The 15733-nt window shown below is 63.4% G+C and carries 20 protein-coding genes and 1 pseudogene; 9 read left to right on the forward strand and 12 right to left on the reverse strand.

Annotated features, from left to right (window positions below; genetic code table 11):
• Nucleotides 1–34: 34 nt before the first annotated feature.
• Complete coding sequence (locus tag NKJ81_RS04615; RefSeq protein ID WP_352539783.1) at nucleotides 35–1258, forward strand: flavin-containing monooxygenase; 1224 nt, start codon at nucleotides 35–37, stop codon at nucleotides 1256–1258.
• Between the two features lie 56 nt (nucleotides 1259–1314).
• Here the strand turns inward: NKJ81_RS04615 and NKJ81_RS04620 are convergent, their stop codons facing one another.
• The 5 genes and pseudogenes from NKJ81_RS04620 to rsmI form a co-directional block, all read right to left on the reverse strand.
• A complete protein-coding gene (locus NKJ81_RS04620; protein ID WP_352502686.1) occupies nucleotides 1315–1440 on the reverse strand; it encodes a PDDEXK family nuclease in 126 nt (41 codons plus the stop codon).
• Between the two features lie 140 nt (nucleotides 1441–1580).
• The gene (locus NKJ81_RS04625; protein WP_352926009.1) at nucleotides 1581–1817 is read right to left on the reverse strand and encodes a metallothionein; all 237 of its coding nucleotides are present in this window, start codon (nucleotides 1815–1817) and stop codon (nucleotides 1581–1583) included.
• 82 nt (nucleotides 1818–1899) lie between these two features.
• The gene (locus NKJ81_RS04630; RefSeq protein WP_352539784.1) at nucleotides 1900–2871 is read right to left on the reverse strand and encodes a complex I NDUFA9 subunit family protein; all 972 of its coding nucleotides are present in this window, start codon (nucleotides 2869–2871) and stop codon (nucleotides 1900–1902) included.
• Nucleotides 2872–3063: 192 nt separating this feature from the next.
• Nucleotides 3064–3436 (reverse strand): annotated as a pseudogene (locus tag NKJ81_RS04635) (YraN family protein).
• On the reverse strand, nucleotides 3429–4355 hold the full coding sequence (gene rsmI / locus NKJ81_RS04640) for a 16S rRNA (cytidine(1402)-2'-O)-methyltransferase (RefSeq protein ID WP_352539785.1): 927 nt from the start codon (nucleotides 4353–4355) through the stop codon (nucleotides 3429–3431). Before rsmI ends, NKJ81_RS04635 begins: the two are co-directional and overlap by 8 nt.
• A 176-nt stretch (nucleotides 4356–4531) precedes the next feature.
• Between rsmI and NKJ81_RS04645 the strand changes: the two genes are divergently transcribed.
• Entirely contained in the window at nucleotides 4532–4717 is a 186-nt protein-coding gene (locus NKJ81_RS04645; protein WP_352539786.1) for a hypothetical protein, read from the forward strand.
• A 7-nt stretch (nucleotides 4718–4724) separates the two neighbouring features.
• Entirely contained in the window at nucleotides 4725–4910 is a 186-nt protein-coding gene (locus tag NKJ81_RS04650; RefSeq protein WP_352539787.1) for a hypothetical protein, read from the forward strand.
• A gap of 71 nt (nucleotides 4911–4981) precedes the next feature.
• Here NKJ81_RS04650 and NKJ81_RS04655 read toward each other — a convergent pair whose 3' ends face one another.
• The 5 genes from NKJ81_RS04655 to rph are packed head-to-tail and all read right to left on the reverse strand — an operon-like array spanning nucleotide 4982 to nucleotide 8292.
• Nucleotides 4982–5305, reverse strand: a complete 324-nt coding sequence (locus NKJ81_RS04655; protein WP_352539788.1) for a low molecular weight protein tyrosine phosphatase family protein — start codon at nucleotides 5303–5305, stop codon at nucleotides 4982–4984.
• A 4-nt stretch (nucleotides 5306–5309) separates the two neighbouring features.
• The gene (gene hemW / locus NKJ81_RS04660) at nucleotides 5310–6473 is read right to left on the reverse strand and encodes a radical SAM family heme chaperone HemW (RefSeq protein ID WP_352539789.1); all 1164 of its coding nucleotides are present in this window, start codon (nucleotides 6471–6473) and stop codon (nucleotides 5310–5312) included.
• Nucleotides 6470–7117 carry an RdgB/HAM1 family non-canonical purine NTP pyrophosphatase gene (gene rdgB / locus NKJ81_RS04665; protein ID WP_352473611.1) on the reverse strand — a complete coding sequence of 216 codons (648 nt, stop codon included), beginning with the start codon at nucleotides 7115–7117 and terminating at the stop codon, nucleotides 6470–6472. The genes hemW and rdgB overlap by 4 nt, the downstream gene beginning before the upstream one ends.
• A 14-nt stretch (nucleotides 7118–7131) precedes the next feature.
• Nucleotides 7132–7542 (reverse strand): VOC family protein, encoded by a 411-nt coding sequence (locus NKJ81_RS04670; RefSeq protein WP_352473571.1) that lies wholly within the window; start codon nucleotides 7540–7542, stop codon nucleotides 7132–7134.
• A gap of 33 nt (nucleotides 7543–7575) precedes the next feature.
• Complete coding sequence (gene rph, locus NKJ81_RS04675) at nucleotides 7576–8292, reverse strand: ribonuclease PH (protein WP_352473573.1); 717 nt, start codon at nucleotides 8290–8292, stop codon at nucleotides 7576–7578.
• Nucleotides 8293–8437: 145 nt separating this feature from the next.
• On the opposite strand from rph, the gene hrcA reads away from it, so the two are divergent.
• The 6 genes from hrcA to NKJ81_RS04705 all read left to right on the forward strand — a co-directional run bounded on the left by hrcA (nucleotide 8438) and on the right by NKJ81_RS04705 (nucleotide 13889).
• The gene (gene hrcA, locus NKJ81_RS04680; protein ID WP_502893799.1) at nucleotides 8438–9550 is read left to right on the forward strand and encodes a heat-inducible transcriptional repressor HrcA; all 1113 of its coding nucleotides are present in this window, start codon (nucleotides 8438–8440) and stop codon (nucleotides 9548–9550) included.
• A 36-nt stretch (nucleotides 9551–9586) separates the two neighbouring features.
• A complete protein-coding gene (locus NKJ81_RS04685; RefSeq protein WP_023678983.1) occupies nucleotides 9587–9784 on the forward strand; it encodes a hypothetical protein in 198 nt (65 codons plus the stop codon).
• 100 nt (nucleotides 9785–9884) lie between these two features.
• Nucleotides 9885–11240, forward strand: coding sequence for a PQQ-dependent sugar dehydrogenase (locus NKJ81_RS04690; RefSeq protein ID WP_352539790.1), 1356 nt, complete (start codon nucleotides 9885–9887; stop codon nucleotides 11238–11240).
• A gap of 87 nt (nucleotides 11241–11327) precedes the next feature.
• The gene (locus NKJ81_RS04695; RefSeq protein ID WP_352539791.1) at nucleotides 11328–11945 is read left to right on the forward strand and encodes a LysE family translocator; all 618 of its coding nucleotides are present in this window, start codon (nucleotides 11328–11330) and stop codon (nucleotides 11943–11945) included.
• Between the two features lie 165 nt (nucleotides 11946–12110).
• Nucleotides 12111–13091 (forward strand): cysteine synthase A, encoded by a 981-nt coding sequence (gene cysK / locus NKJ81_RS04700; RefSeq protein ID WP_023718844.1) that lies wholly within the window; start codon nucleotides 12111–12113, stop codon nucleotides 13089–13091.
• Nucleotides 13092–13265: 174 nt separating this feature from the next.
• Complete coding sequence (locus NKJ81_RS04705) at nucleotides 13266–13889, forward strand: glutathione S-transferase family protein (RefSeq protein WP_352539792.1); 624 nt, start codon at nucleotides 13266–13268, stop codon at nucleotides 13887–13889.
• A gap of 15 nt (nucleotides 13890–13904) precedes the next feature.
• Here NKJ81_RS04705 and NKJ81_RS04710 read toward each other — a convergent pair whose 3' ends face one another.
• A complete protein-coding gene (locus NKJ81_RS04710; protein WP_352473579.1) occupies nucleotides 13905–15161 on the reverse strand; it encodes an RNA polymerase sigma factor in 1257 nt (418 codons plus the stop codon).
• Complete coding sequence (locus NKJ81_RS04715) at nucleotides 15161–15514, reverse strand: YciI family protein (RefSeq protein WP_023718846.1); 354 nt, start codon at nucleotides 15512–15514, stop codon at nucleotides 15161–15163. Before NKJ81_RS04715 ends, NKJ81_RS04710 begins: the two co-directional genes overlap by 1 nt.
• Nucleotides 15515–15733: the final 219 nt, after the last annotated feature.

A 15733-nucleotide genomic window follows, 5' to 3' on the forward strand; every position in this document is an offset into this window, starting at 1 on the left:
GAATGCATGAGCGAAGTTCTTGACGCCCTCGTTATTGGCGCCGGTCCGGCCGGGACTCGGCGTCAGCTACTTCTTGAAACGGCAGGGCCGCGACCACCGTGTGCTCGATCGAGGCCGGATTGGCGAAACGTGGCGAACGCAGCGGTGGAACTCGTTTCGACTGAATTCGCCGACCATTCGCTCCATCTTACCCGGTGATTCCTACGAGGGGCCCGAGCCGTGGGGCGCGATAACCCACCACGAATTTGTCGCGTATCTCGAAGGCTATGCCGAGCGGCACCGCCTGCCGGTAAGCACCCAAACTCCGGCGCAAGAGCTGACGAGAGACGACGGGATCTTTCGCATCACCACGACGGACGGGGCATTTCTGGCGCGCAATGTGGTGATCGCCACCGGCGACCAGAATCGGCAGGTCCGGCCAGCAGGGTCGGCGGATTTGCCAACCGCAATTCGCCAAGTCGATTCCTCGGCTTATCGCAACCCGGCCGAGTTCGAGAGTGGCGCGGTGCTGGTGGTCGGCAGCGGTCAGTCGGGCGGCCAGATCGCCGAGGATCTGGCGCTGTCCGGACGTGCGGTCTTTTTGGCGACCAGCCGCAACGGCCGTTGGGTGCGGCGCTACCGCGGGGGCAACATACTTAAATGGCTGACGCTGTCCGGTTTTCTCGACGTTCCGCGCAAGGAACTCGTCCTCCCCTCCGGCAAGCTGCAGGCCCGCGCGCTGGTCGGCGCGACCCATACGATCAGCCTGCAATCGCTGAGTGCACAGGGCGTGGTGCTGCTCGGCCGCTTTAGGGGTGTGGAGAACGCCAACCTCGTCTTCGGCGACGAGCTCGACGACCATATGCGATTTGCCGACGAGGTCTCCGCGAATGCCAAGCGCCTGGTTGACGAGTACATCGAGCGCGCCGGCCTCGATGCGCCACTGGCCGAGGATGATCCAGCCGAGACGATTGAACCGCGCTTGCCCGATCCTCCGATCCGCTCCCTCGACTGGACGGCGAGCGGCATCAGATCAGTGATCTGGTGCACGGGCTTCACTGGCGATTTCTCATGGGTTCGGCTTCCCGGCGCGCTCGATGCCGCCGGCCAGCCCGTCCACGAGGATGGCGTCGGCGTTGTTCCAGGTCTCTTTTTCGCCGGCCTCGATTTCGGATCGACGCGGAAGTCGGGCACCATACCGGCCATTCCAGAGGAGGCGGCCGCCGTCGTGGAGCGACTCGTCCAAGCGGGAGCCGACTTGCCACGGAACGACGTCTAAACGAGCCGTCGAACGCGGGTTCTTGAACGTGCAAGAACATGACAGCTCTGGCGCGATCAAGACGACGCACGCTGCCTTTTGTCGAAGCGCACCGACAATTTTCCGTAGTCCGATTGGTGCGACAGCCAGAAATCGCCGGCACCTTCGATACGGCGCTCCGATTCGTGGCCGACTGCATCCATTGCCTCCATCAACGTGCGGCGGCCTTGACCTCGGCGTCTTGACCTCGGCTGGTCGTCGTCGTGCTGACAGCACTGGCAATATGGGGTGAGCCGGCGCAGTCGTTCGGAATGGTCGACCCGGAGACGCCAAAGGAGGTGCATCAAGGCGCGCGATCGGTCAGCGCGTTCGCACCTTCCTCCGCGGCGCAATGTGCGCAGCAGTAGATGATGTCATCCTGTTCGACGCCATGTCCGATGATCCGGCATCCGCAATGCGGACATATCGGAGCAAGTTTCTGGACCGCGCATTCGAAGCTGTCGAACGTGTAGGTCTCCTCGGCCATCGTCACTTTGAAAGCCTTGTCGTAGTCATTCCCGCATTGATCGCATCTGGCCATAGTTCGTTTCCTTCTTTCACGGCTTCAAGCTCGACCAACCTGTCGCGCGGCGATAGGTTCCCGCCAGGATCAGGGGGCCGTCCTAAGGCGGAGACGAGCGCGAGCCTACGCCACGGCGCTGTTCGATCGCACGGATCACCTCGTCGATATCCCGCGGCTCGATGTCGAGTTCCTTCAGGCCAGGCGCGTCGATTGCTGCCACATTGTCCTGACGCATAAGATCGATCTGGTTGCGCGTTATGGGGGCAGCCGGGAGGAGTTCCGCGACGCCAGCCAAGGCGTTCCATACCGCAAACGGCACCGGCATCAGCTTGACGTGCGTATCGAGCTGTCGGGCGATCTCCCGAAGCAGTTCCTTATAGGTATAGATGCGCGGGCCACCGAATTCGAATATGGATGAACCCGTGTGGGTTCGCCCGTCGATCAGCCGGCTCACTGCTTCGGCGACGTCTGCCACATGGACCGGCTGAAGCCGTGTGCCACCATCGCCGAACAGCGGATAGACCGGCAGGAGGCGTATCATCCTCACAATGGTCGTGAGGAAAGCGTCGTCAGGTCCTGTCATGACGGCGGGACGCACAATGAAAGCGCCGGGAAATGCGCTTTCCACGGCACCTTCTCCGCGCCCACGCGCCCTTATGTAATTCGAATCCGATTGAGGATCGGAGCCGATCCCTGAAATCAGGACGAACTGGTCGATCGCGCGGTCGCGCGACGCGGCAGCGAGATCGGCCGCGGCTTTCACATGCACGCGTTCAAAGGTCTGGACGCCGTGCTCGACGTAAAGACTGACAGCATTCACGACCGCCTGTGATCCGGTAATGGCCGACCCGATCGAGGACGCATCCAATATATCCGCCTCGACTGCCTCGGGCATCCTTGTAATCGAGGAAAAGACCAGGGCCACGCGAGCTGGATGGCGAGATGCAGCGCGCACCGTGAAACCTCTTTCCAGGAGCCGCTTCACGATCCTGCGCCCGAGAAAGCCGGTTCCGCCGAACACGGTGACGATCCGTACCGGGTTGAGATCGTCGGGATCCATTTGCCTCGCCATCCCTTTGTCCTCGCATAGCTGCCACGAGGATTGCCCTGGCCGGCATTTGAACCAGCCCGTCGAACATCAGGACGATTGGGGAACAACGCAGGAACGCTTTTGTTCCAGTCAGCGCTGGGCGGATGCTTGACAGATCGGCAAACCATGATCTGAACCGCAGGCGCAGCAAAACGGCCCCACTTCGGGAATAGCCTAGTTCCGCCCGTAGAAAACGTTCTCGACATGCACCGGCCAGCGCCACGGCAGCACCGCCACCATGTCGAAGCGCACCGATAATTTTCCGTAGTCGGATTGGCGCGACAGCCAGAAATCGGCGGCGCCTTCGATGCGGCGATTCACGGCCGACTGCTTCCATTGCCTCCATCAGCGTGCGGCGCGCCTTGACCTCGACGATCAGCACCAGATCGCCGCGCCGCGCGATCAGGTCGATCTCGCCGAACCTGGTGCGGTGGCGGCGGGCCAGAATTCGGTAGCCTTTCAGCATCAGCGCCGCCGCCGCCAGCCATTCGCCGTGATGGCCGCGCCGGTAGGCCTTTTGTCGGCTGGCGCTCGGCCGTTCAGCCATCGCCGTCTCCGCCGGTCCCGTCTCTTCCGGCATTCTTGAGGTCGAGGAGCCGACGATAGAGCGCCTGCTTCTGGCCACCCGTCATCTTGGCGGCTTCCGCCGCTGCCTTGGAGGCCGGCATCTCGGCGGCGAGCGAAAGCAGCAGCCGGTCGATGTCTTCTGGCTCATCAGCGACCGCATCGGCCGGGCCGACGCAGATGACGATTTCACCCTTGGGCGTATCGGCTCCCGCATAATGGCTGGCGAGCGATTGCAGGGTGTCGGTCCGCATCTCCTCGAAGGTCTTGGTCAGCTCGCGGCCGATCGCCGCCTTGCGGGCACCGCCCAGCACCTCGACCATGGCACTGAGCGTCTCGGCCAGCCGGCGCGGCGATTCGAAGAAGATCAACGTTGCCGGCACCGCCTTCAGCGCTTCCAGCCGCGTCAGCCGCTGCCCGGTCTTCACCGGCAGGAAGCCGGCAAACAGAAACGCGTCCGAGGGCAGGCCGGATGCCGTCAACGCGGCAAGTGGCGCCGACGGTCCGGGGATCGGCACGACACGAATGCCGCGATCCAGCGCCTCACCAACCAGCCGGTAGCCGGGGTCGGAGATGAGCGGCGTGCCGGCATCCGAGCTCAGCGCTACGCTTTGGCCGGCCAGCAGCGCCGCGATCAGCTTCGGTCCGGCCTCGCCGGCATTGTGCTCATGGTAGGCGGTGGTGCGGCGGCGGATGCCGTAGCGGTCGAGCAGCACGCGGCTGACACGTGTGTCCTCGCAAGCGACGATATCGGCGGCGGCGAGCGTTTCCAGCGCGCGCAGCGTGATATCGGCGAGATTGCCGATAGGCGTCGCCACCAGGTAGAGCGCCGGCTCGAGCGGCCGGGCGGCGATTTCGGTCTGCCCGACCACATAACTGCGTTTGGCCGATTCGCCGGTCACCTGCACAACTCCGTTCGACCCTGTTTGGCACGGCTCACGCTTGGTTGCAAAAGCCTGGGTTGCAAAGGCCCTGGTTCCAGAAGGGATGCCGACGTGAACCGGCCGCCATGCCTTCGCCACAGTAGGGAACGAAACCGTTGCCGGCGAATTTTACCCCTGATCTCGGGAGGAGTAGGATGGACAGCCTGACGATACAGGACGTTTTCGAACCCTACTATGCCGGCCGCAAACGCTTCGCCGCACCATGCGACAAGAGCCGGCCTGCCGAAGCCGCAGATGGCAGAGCCAAGAAGCCGCTTGCACGCCAGCGATCGGCAGAGAGCAAGCCCGCAAACGAAACCGACCGCACGATGGAGCACTGACCGGACGATGCCCAATCGCTTCGACATTTTCATCACCCGCCTCGAAACAAAAAGCGCCCGCGATGGCGCAGCGTCACATTCCACAGACGACCAGCACCATGCCTCACGCGACAAAAGCGAGATCAAGCCGGTCCGTTCCGGAGAGACCAGCGAAAAAGATCGCGCCAAACACCGCCACAAGCACGAGGCTTGACCCCGCAAACCTTAGCGATCGGTCGAGACAGCTCTCGAAAGCGCGGTTGCGCATGCTCCGCGATGTATCATTCAACCCAGATACTTCGAGACACGCGCCTCCAGCAGGCCCACCAGAGCCGGGTCCACGAATGCATAGTCGTCGGGAATATCGAGGCAGATTACTCGAGCCTTTTTCAGGCTTGTCTTGAATTTCTGCTGCAGTTTGGCGCGGTGCATTTTTTCCATCACGAAGATGATGTCGGCCCAGGCGACGAGTTCATGCGTCAACGGAATGTCGGCATCGTGATTAGTGCCGGCCGAAGCGACCTCGATGTCCCGCCGCTTGGAAAACACCTGCTCCGCCGTCGGGCTGCGCAAGCGATTCTGGCTGCAGATGAAGAGAACGTTCTTCAACGTGCTATCTGGCCAAGTCCGCCACGACCGCATCGAGCACGATCATGCCGGCCGGCGTGGCGCGCAGGCGCGCATTGCCGATCGGCGCCACCAGGCCTTCGTCCTGCAGTACCGACAGCCGTGCCGTCGACAGGCCGCGCCCTGAAAATGCCTCGTAGCGGGAAAGGTCGATGCCTTCCGCCAGCCTCAGCCCCATCAGCAGGAACTCGTCGGCCTCTTCCGACCGCGTCAGGATCTCGCCGCCGGTAACGCCATGGCCCTTGGCCTCGACCAGATTGGCCCAAGTCTCCGGCATTTTCTCGGCGATCGTCACCACGCGCCGGCCATTTTCGACGAACCGGCCATGCGCGCCGGGACCGACGCCGACATATTCGCCATAACGCCAGTAGGTGAGATTGTGCCGGCTTTCGGCGCCGGGCCTGGCATGGTTGGAAATCTCGTAGGCCGGCAGTCCGCGCGCGGCGGTGATCTCCTGTGTCAACGCGTAGAGATCGGCGGCAAGCTCATTGTCTGGAATGATGAACTTGCTTGCCGCATGCAGCGCATGGAACGGCGTGCCTTCCTCGATGGTCAGCTGATAGAGCGACAGATGGTCTGCGGCGTGGCCGATCGCCTGCTCGAGCTCCGCCTGCCACGCTTCCGGCGTCTGACCGGGCCGCGCGTAGATCAGGTCGAACGACAGCCGTGGGAATATCTCGCGCGCCAGGCCGATCGCATGCAGGGCCTCATCGACATTGTGCAAACGGCCGAGGAAGCGCAGATCCTTGTCGTGCAGCGCCTGCACGCCAAGCGATACCCGGTTGACGCCGGCCGCGCGATAGCCGCGAAAGCGCTCGGCCTCGACGGAGGAGGGATTGGCCTCCAGTGTCACCTCGATGCCATCAGGCACCGTCCAGTTCTTCGCCACTGCATCCAGCACCGCCGCCACGGTCTGCGGTTTCATCAGCGATGGCGTGCCGCCGCCAAGAAAGATACTGGTCACCTCGCGCGGCCCGGTGCGGCCGCGCATCGTCGCCAGCTCGGCCTCGAAGGCGCGGGCAAAACGCTCCTGGTCGACCGGCTGGTGGCGGACATGGCTGTTGAAGTCGCAATACGGGCATTTGGCCGCGCAGAATGGCCAGTGGACGTAGACGCCGAAACCAGGCCTGCGGTCGAGCAGCATGGTCATACGGCGGCCAATCGGGCTTGCGCGAATTTCTGGAAGGCGCGGGCACGGTGCGACAATGCGGTTGGCTGGCCGGGCTTCCAGCCATGCTTGTCCTTCGCGCTCATCTCGCCGAAGGTCTTCTCGAACCCATCGGGCAAGAACACCGGATCGTAGCCGAAGCCGAGCTCGCCGCGCGGCGGCCATACCAGCGTGCCCTCGACCTCACCGCGAAAATATTCCGCCTGGCCATCGGGGAAGGCCAGGCAGATGACCGCGACAAAGTGGCCCTTGCGCTGGGCAGGCGTGATCGCGCCAACTTCTTGCAAGGCCACTTCCGTGCGCTGCATGGCCATGCCGAAGTCGCGGGAGCCGTCCGGCGTCTCAGCCCAGTTGGCGGTGTAGACGCCGGGTGCGCCGTCGAGCGCATCGACACACAGGCCGGAATCGTCCGACAGCGCCGGCAATCCAGTGGCCTTGGCGGCGGCCAAGGCTTTTATGAGGGCGTTCTCCTCGAAAGTGGTGCCGGTCTCGTCCGGTTCCGGCAGGCCGTATTCCTTTGCGGACTTCGCTTCAATGCCGAATGGCGCCATCAGATCGGCGAATTCTCGCAATTTGCCGGCGTTGTGGCTTGCGACGATGATCTTATGCCCATCAAGCGAATGAATAGTTGGCGAATGCATCAGATGCCCCAAATTCGTGGCTCGGCGAATTCGATCGAATTGCCGGAGGGATCGCGAATATAGATCGAGCGGCCGCCTTGCGGCCACTCGAACTCGCTTTCGATGGCGATTTTCTTCGCCTCAAGATGCGCTTTCCAGCGTGGGATTTCATCCGCGCTTGCGGCGAAGCAAAGATGGCCCTGGCCGACCGCGCCATGCGGCGGCACGGGCAGCTTGGCGTCGGCCCGCGGCGGCACTTTGGTGGCCTCGGCATTGAAGATAAGCAGCACGCCGTCGCCGCAGCGGAAGAAGAGATGCCTGCCATCGACCTTACCGAGCAGATCGAGCCCGAGCACGCCCGAATAGAACCGTTCCGCGGCAGCAAGGTCGGTCACGTAGAGTGCTGATTCCAGGATTGCGGAAGGAGTCACAGGATCGCCAATCTCATCAATATTGGACCGCAGCTAAGCCACCGCCATTTGCTGCAAGCTGACCAGGCGCTGAATGCCTTTCTTGGCGAGCCCCATCAGCGCCGCGAACTGCTCTTCCGAGAACGGCTCGCCCTCGGCCGTGCCTTGGATCTCGACGATGCCGCCCTTGCCGGTCATGACGAAATTGGCGTCGGTGCCGGCCGAGGAATCCTCGATGTAGTCGAGGTCGATGACCGGCTGGCCATCATGGATTCCGCAGGAGATTGCCGCAACGTGATCCTTCAGCACCTTGCTCAGGCTCGCCATCTGGCGGGCTTCCATCCAGCGCAGGCAGTCGTAGAGCGCCACCCAGCCGCCGGTGATCGAAGCGGTGCGCGTGCCGCCGTCGGCCTGGATCACGTCGCAGTCGACGGTGATCTGCTGCTCGCCGAGCGCCTGCAGATTGACCACGGCGCGCAGGGAGCGGCCGATCAGCCGCTGGATTTCCAGCGTGCGGCCGCCTTGTTTGCCGGACGAAGCCTCGCGGCGCATGCGCTCGCCGGTCGAACGCGGCAGCATGCCGTATTCCGCCGTCACCCAGCCCTTGCCGGAGTTGCGCATCCAGCCCGGCACCTTTTCCTCCAGGCTGGCCGTACACAGCACATGCGTGTCGCCGAACTTCACCAGGCACGAGCCTTCCGCATGCTTGGAGACGCCGCGCTCGAAGGAGATGGGGCGCATTTCGTCGAATTGGCGTTTGGAAGGGCGCATTCAGGCTTCTTTCTTTCTTCGGAATCTTGGCCGGGGAATCTTGGCCGGCTTGTAGCCGCACGGGGCGTGACGCGCAAAGGAAAATGGACCGGTTGCGCCGACACCGCGGAAGTCTATATCTTCGGGGCGGAGGTTTTGGCTCGAAATGACAAAGGCAGTCGATCCCGGTTTGCAGTCGCACGTGCTCCCGTCGCACGCGCTGCAATCGCCCGCGCTTCAATCGCTCGACATGCGTTCGCGCGACATCTTCCGGCGCATCGTCGATTCCTATTTGAGGGATGGCGAGCCGGTCGGTTCGCGCAGCCTGTCGCGCATCCTGCCGTCGTCGCTGTCGCCGGCCACCATCCGCAACGTGATGAGCGACCTTGAGCATCTCGGCCTGATCTATGCGCCGCACATTTCGGCTGGCCGGCTGCCGACCCAGGCAGGCCTGCGCTTCTTCGTCGATGCTTTCATGGAACTTGGTGACCTCTCCGACGAGGAGCGCCGCACCATCGAGGCCCAGGTGCGCGCCTCCGGCTCGGGCGCGACGCTGGAGCATATGCTGACCGAGGCCAGCCAGATGCTGTCCGGCATGTCGCGCGGCGCCGGCCTCGTGCTCGCCGCCAAGAATGAGGCGGCGCTTAAGCACATCGAATTCATCCAGCTCGAGCCGACCAAGGCGCTGGCCGTGCTGGTCTCGCAGAACGGCGACGTCGAAAATCGCGTCATCGATCTGCCCGCCGGCATCACCATCTCGCAATTGCACGAAGCCTCTAACTTCCTCAACGCCCATATCCGCGGTCGCACCCTGGCCGAGGCGCGGGTCGAGATCGCCCGCATCAAGGAAGAGACCAGGGCGGCCCTCGACACGCTGTCGCAGGATCTGGTCGAGAAGGGCCTGGCGGTCTGGGCAGGCGCTGAAAGCGGCGTGCCTGGGCGGCTTATCGTGCGCGGTCGCGCCAATCTCCTGGAAAACGTCACTGCCCAGGCCGACATAGAATTGCTGCGGCATCTGTTTGAGGATCTGGAGACGCAGGATGGGCTGATCCAGCTTCTCGACCTCGCCGAGGCAGGCCCAGGCGTGCGCATATTCATCGGTTCGGAAAACAAGCTGTTTTCGCTGTCTGGCTCCTCGCTGGTGGTGGCACCCTATCGCGACAAGGACGCGCGTGTCGTCGGTGCGCTCGGCGTCATCGGGCCGACGCGGCTGAATTATGCGCGCATAGTACCGATGGTCGACTATACGGCGCAGCTGATTTCGCGCATGCTGAGCTAGGAGCCGCCGCGGGCCTGCCGCAAGGAGGAGAAAAGAATGGCGCTGGAATCGTTCAAGGCCCAGATCAGTCTGCTGCTCGAAGAAATGATCAACCAGCCAGAGGATCAGCACGAGGTACAAGAGCAGTTGCGCGAGAAGCTGCAAGAGATGCGGGCGATGGGTTTACCGCTGCCGGCCGATCTGGTCGCGCTGGAAAAGCGCCTCGACGACGACTTTTACGCCTCTGGCAACTGAACGGGTTCGGCTTCAAATCCTCGTGTGCTGGACGGCCGCTTGGAACGATCAATACCTGATGCCGTTTGCCCCTGTTCGAGGCGAATCCCGGAGGACGTTGATGATCCGATCTGGCGGCTTTGCGGCCTTGGGCGCTGCCCTCCTTGTTGCGACACCGGCAGCCGCCCAGCAGGCGGATCAGAATGTGCTCAAAGGCGAAGCCGCGTTTGGCGATTGGCACGCCGACAGGCCTGGCGTCCGACGCCTGATTGGGCCGCGAGACATGCCGGCAGCCGACCCCGCCCAATCCGCTTCGAACGGCGCCGGCGTGGCGGAACGGCCCGAAAGCGCCAAGCCAGAATTGCCGTCGGGCTTTTCGGCTGAAATGATCGCATCCGGCATCGTCAATCCACGTGTCGTGCGCGTCGCTCCGAATGGCGACCTGTTTGTTGCCAACAGCCATGCCGACCAAATACGCGTCTATCGTCTCGCCGAGGGCAGCGCCAGGCCCATCGAGAAAGCGATCTTCGCCAAGGGGCTCAATTATCCCTACGGCATCGCCTTCTATCCGCCAGGAGACAAACCGCAATGGGTCTATGTCGCGAACAGCGACAGCATCGTCCGGTTCCCCTATCGCGATGGCGACTTGAAGACATCCGGCAAACCAGAAACCATTGTCGCCCAAATCCCGTCGGGTGGTCACACGACCCGCGACATCGCCTTCTCGCAGGACGGCAAAACGCTTTATTTGTCGGTTGGCTCCGCCTCGAACGTCGCCGAGGATATAGGCAAGGAGCCAGATAGCGGCCTCGACGCCTGGGCCAAATCAAAGCCGCTTGGGGCGGCCTGGGGCTCCGAGGACGGCCGTGCCGATGTGCTCGCCTTTGACCCGGATGGGAAAAATCCCCGAACTGTTGCCACCGGCCTGCGCAACTGTACGGGCATGACCGTGCAGCCCGCCACCGGCGCATTGTGGTGCGTCGTCAATGAGCGCGACGAACTCGGCGACAATGTGCCGTTCGAATTTGCAACAGCGGTCAAGGACGGCGGATTCTATGGTTGGCCTTGGTACTACATCGGCAATAACGAGGATCCGCGCCATCAGGGCGAGCGGCCAGACCTCGCCGGCAAGGCCACTGTCCCCGATGTATTGATGCAGGCGCATTCGGCGCCGATGAATATAGCCTTCTACGACGGCAAGAACTTCCCGGCGGATTATCAGGGTGACGCCTTCGTCACCATGCATGGTTCGTGGAACCGTGGCGCCAGGACCGGCTACAAGGTGGTGAGGCTCAAATTCAGGGATGGCAAGCCGACCGGCGAATATGAGGACTTCATGACCGGCTTCGTCATCTCGAACGACGCCGTCTGGGGCCGCCCGGTCGGTGTCGCGATGGCCAAGGACGGCTCGGTGATCGTCACAGAAGACGGTAACGGCACCATCTGGCGCGTTACCTACGAAGACGGCCGTTCCTGAACGGCGGTGTCGCCTGCTGCGCTGGCGCAATCGAATCCGGCCCGAGGGAATTCACCCAACTTCAACATTGTGCGACAAGCGCCAATCATGACACTCACTGGGTTCCTCGCCTATAGTGCTGCCCTCGGCATCGCCGCGGCCATCCCGGGCCCAGGCGTCACCGCGCTTGTTGCGCGTGCGCTGGGTTCCGGCTTCCGCTCGTCGCTGGCCATGTCGTTCGGGCTGATACTCGGGGACCTGACCTATCTCACTGCCGTGGTGCTCGGCCTGGCTTTCGTCGCACAAACTTTCGGCATGGTCTTCCTGGCCATCAAATGGCTGGGCGTCACCTACCTCGCCTTTCTTGGCTGGCGTTTCTGGACGAGCGGCATCACGCCCGAAACGGTAGAGGCGAAGAAAGGCAAGGGCGGCTTGGCATCCAGCTTTGTAGCCGGCCTTGCCGTCACGCTCGGCAATCCGAAGACGATGATCTTCTATCTTGCCATCACCCCGACCATCGTCGATCTGAAGACGATCACGCTGGCCGATTACGGCATCCTCGTCGCGCTCACCATCGTCGTCCTGCTCGTCGTGCTGGTGCCCTATCTGGCGCTGGCGGCCAAGGCGCGCTGGTTCCTGAAGTCGCCGCGGGCGCTGAGGGCACTCAACCGCACCGCCGCCGGCTTCATGGTCGGCGCGGCCGCGGCAATTGCCGCCCGCCAATAGATCTCTTTCGCCAATCCGCCCAAGGATTGCCACGGCTTGCAAGGGCGGGGGTACTCAGCACGAACTTCACTCGGATATTTTTCGATCGACAGCCTATCTTGCGCGGTGGATGGCTCTATCCTATGCCCGCGCGACTCTTGCCGCTTGACCTCTGGGAGGAAATCAATGAACAAGCCCGCCACCCCCACACACGTGCCCGGCCGCGGCCGCATCTACAATTCGATCACCGAGACGATCGGCGACACGCCGCTGGTGCGGCTTGATAAATTCGCCAGGGAGAAGGGTGTCGTCGCCAATCTGCTGGCCAAGCTCGAATTCTTCAACCCGATCGCCTCGGTCAAGGACCGCATCGGCGTGTCGATGATCGAGGCATTGGAGGCTTCGGGCAGGATTACGCCCGGCAAGACCACCCTCATCGAGCCGACCTCGGGCAATACCGGCATCGCACTCGCCTTTGCCGCCGCTGCCAAGGGCTACAAGCTGATCCTGACCATGCCGGAAACCATGTCCGTCGAACGCCGCAAGATGCTGGCTCTGCTCGGTGCCGAACTGGTGCTGACCGAAGGGCCGAAAGGCATGAAGGGCGCCATCGCCAAGGCCGACGAGCTGGCGGCAACGCTGCCCGACGCTGTCATTCCGCAGCAATTCGAAAACCCGGCCAATCCGGAAATCCATCGCCGCACCACCGCCGAGGAAATCTGGAACGACACCCATGGCGAAGTCGATATCTTCGTTGCCGGCATCGGGACCGGCGGCACCATCACCGGCGTCGGCCAGGTGCTGAAGAAGCGTAAGCCCTCGGTGCATGTCGTCGCCGTCGAACCGGAAGCCTCGCCGGTGCTGTCGGGCGGCCAGCCAGGCCCGCACAAGATCCAGGGCATTGGCGCCGGCTTCGCGCCAAAAATCCTCGACACGACGATCTATGACGAGATCGTCAAGGTCTCGAACGAGGATTCGGTTGCTAATGCACGGCTCGTCGCTCGGCTCGAAGGTGTGCCGGTCGGCATCTCGTCGGGGGCCGCCCTGCAAGCGGCGATCGTCGTCGGCTCGCGGCCCGAGAACAAGGGCAAGAACCTCGTCGTCGTCATCCCCTCCTTCGCCGAGCGCTATCTCTCGACGATCCTGTTCGAGGGATTGGGCGCTTAGACACGAGCGTTTTTGACCGGTCAGTAGCGATCCTTCGCGATGCCCTCCGACATCAAATACTCAGTATCACGCGTCGGCGTGGACCGCTGAAAAACCACCTGTGGCGGGCGTCGTTCGCTTGAGCGGCGGGTCACTTCCGTATCAATCGTCGCTGCCCGGCAGGTGGAGGACTTTATGTACAAGCTCTATACGCGTGCCAATACCGGCGGCTTTGTCGTCGAGGCGGCGCTCGCTTTGGCGGGCGTGCCTTTCGACCAGATCGACGTTCCGAAGGGCCGACCCGACCAGGCCTTTTTAGATATCAGCCCCTTGAACCAGGTGCCGGTCCTGATCTTGCCGGACGGACGCTCGATGACCGAATCGGCGGCGATCTGCATCCTGCTGGCCGAGCGCCACCCCGAAGCAGGACTGGCGCCCGCAGCAAGTTCGGCTGACCGCGCCGACTTCCTGCGCTGGATGTTTTTCATGTCCTCCGTCATCTATTCGGCTGACCTGCGGTTCTTCTACGCTCATCGCTACACGACCGATCCCCGGGGCGTGGACGCTGTCAAACAGGCGGCGGTCTCGGAAATGGATCGCAGCCTCGCCATTCTCGATGCCGCCCTCGACGGCCGCGACTGGCTGGCCGGCGACCAACTCTCGCTGGCCGACATCTATCTCGTCATGCTGGTGGCCTGGCATCCGGAGGTCGCGAAGGTTCCAACCGCTTGGCCGAACATCGAACGCCTGTGGGCCAATTTGCGGGAACATCGGGTGATGAAGAGGCTGAATGCTTCCCACGACATGTGGCCGGCCTAAGCACTCCGCCTTGTCTCAGTGTCTTTCCGCGCGGCCGAGCCCTGCCCGTCGTTCCTGCAGGAACCGGCGCACGGCCGGATCTCGTTCGAGGCCGATAGCCCGGTCATAGGCCTCGCTCGCTTGTGGAACTTTGCCGAGTCTGGCCAGCAGGCCCGCGCGGGCGGCCCAGTAAGGTTGATAGTCATACAGCCGCTTGTCGCCGCTGAGTTGATCAAGCGCGCCCAATCCTTCTGAAGCACCTTCGGCCTCGGCAATCGCCACCGCACGGTTGATCGACACCACCGGCGAGCCGGCAATCACCGACAGCGCGTCGTAGAGCTCCTTGATCGCGACCCAGTCGGTACAACCGGTCAGCCGCCGTGTCGTATGGGCGGATTGCACGGCGGCCTCGAGCTGGTAGCGGCCGACAACACCCTCGGCGGCCGCGCGCCCGAGCAGCGCCTCCGCTTCATCGATCAGGGTATCGTCCCACAATGCAAGATCCTGCTCGGCCAGCGGCACATAGTCACCCGCCGCATTGCGCCGGGCTGCACGCCGCGCCTCGGCGAACAGCATCAGCGCCAGCAGACCGAGTGCTTCCGGCTCATCCGGCATCAGCGAGGCGATCAAACGGCCGAGCCAGATGCCTTCGGTCGCGAGATTGCGGCGCCGCGTTTCGGTGCCGGCCGGGTCGGACCAACCTTCGGCAAACGCCGCGTAGATCGCTTCCAGAACGGTGCCCAGCCGCTCGCCGAGCTCGGCCCGCTCCGGCACGCGGAACGGAATGCCTGTCTCGCGAATTCGCGTCTTGGCGCGCACCAGGCGCTGGCTCATCGTGGCTGGCGAGACAAGAAAAGCCGAGGCGATGGTCGCTGCGTCGAAGCCCAGGACCGTCTGCAGGATCAGCGGTGCTCGCACGCCGGCCTCAATCGCGGGATGGGCGCAGGCAAACATGAGCCTGAGCCGCTCGTCCGGCAGGTCTTCCTCGGCCATGCGCGCCTCCATCTCCTCGGCGATCAGTCTGAGGTGGTCGCGGCCCGCCTCGCGTGTCAGCCGCCGTCTGACCGCGTCGACGCGGCGCTTGCGTGCCACCGCCAGCAGCCAGGCTTCCGGCTTGTCGGGCACGCCCGCCTGTGGCCAACGCTCGAGCGCCGCTGCAAAGGCATCGGCCAATGCGTCCTCGGCAGCGGCCACGTCGCGCGTGCGTGCGGCGAGATAAGCGACCAGCTTGCCGTAGCTTTGCCGGGCGGCCGCTTCCGCCGCCGCCCGCGCAGTATCGGGCAATTCCGGCATCACATGGTGAGTTCCCAGATCGGCCGCACCTCTACCGTGCCGGTGCTGGCGCCCGGGCAGCGCGCCGCCCAGGCAATGGCGGCGTCGACGTCCTCCGCTTCGATCATATAGAAGCCGGCAAGCTGCTCCTTGGTGTCGGCATAGGGGCCGTCGAGCACGTTGGTCTTGCCATTGGCCATCCGCACCGAGGTAGCGGATTGCGTCGGCTTCAGCCGGTCGCCGGCGAGCCAGGCGCCGGATTTCTTCAGCGCTTCGGTGTAGGCCACGTACGCGCTCGACATCTGTGTCACCGCATCTGCTGGCGCGGCTGCCATCCCGGCTTCGTTTCCATAGATCAAAAGCATGTATCGCATGGTCTTCTCCCGTTTCTCGAAGGCCGCATCGTTGCGAGCCGGACTTATGTCGCGCGGCCCTGCCGGATTTCGACAAGCGCTGGAAAAATCTTTCTGCCGCGATGCGACCTTGCGCAAGCGCCAACGTGTTGCGGCACTGCTTAGTCGTTCGTCTAGTCGCTGCTATTGCGGGTTGGCATTTCCCGCCCGCTGTCTAAACTCGCTTCGTGCCGCCGAGGA

This window comes from Mesorhizobium sp. M0018, from assembly GCF_040323955.1.
Classification (GTDB): domain Bacteria; phylum Pseudomonadota; class Alphaproteobacteria; order Rhizobiales; family Rhizobiaceae; genus Mesorhizobium.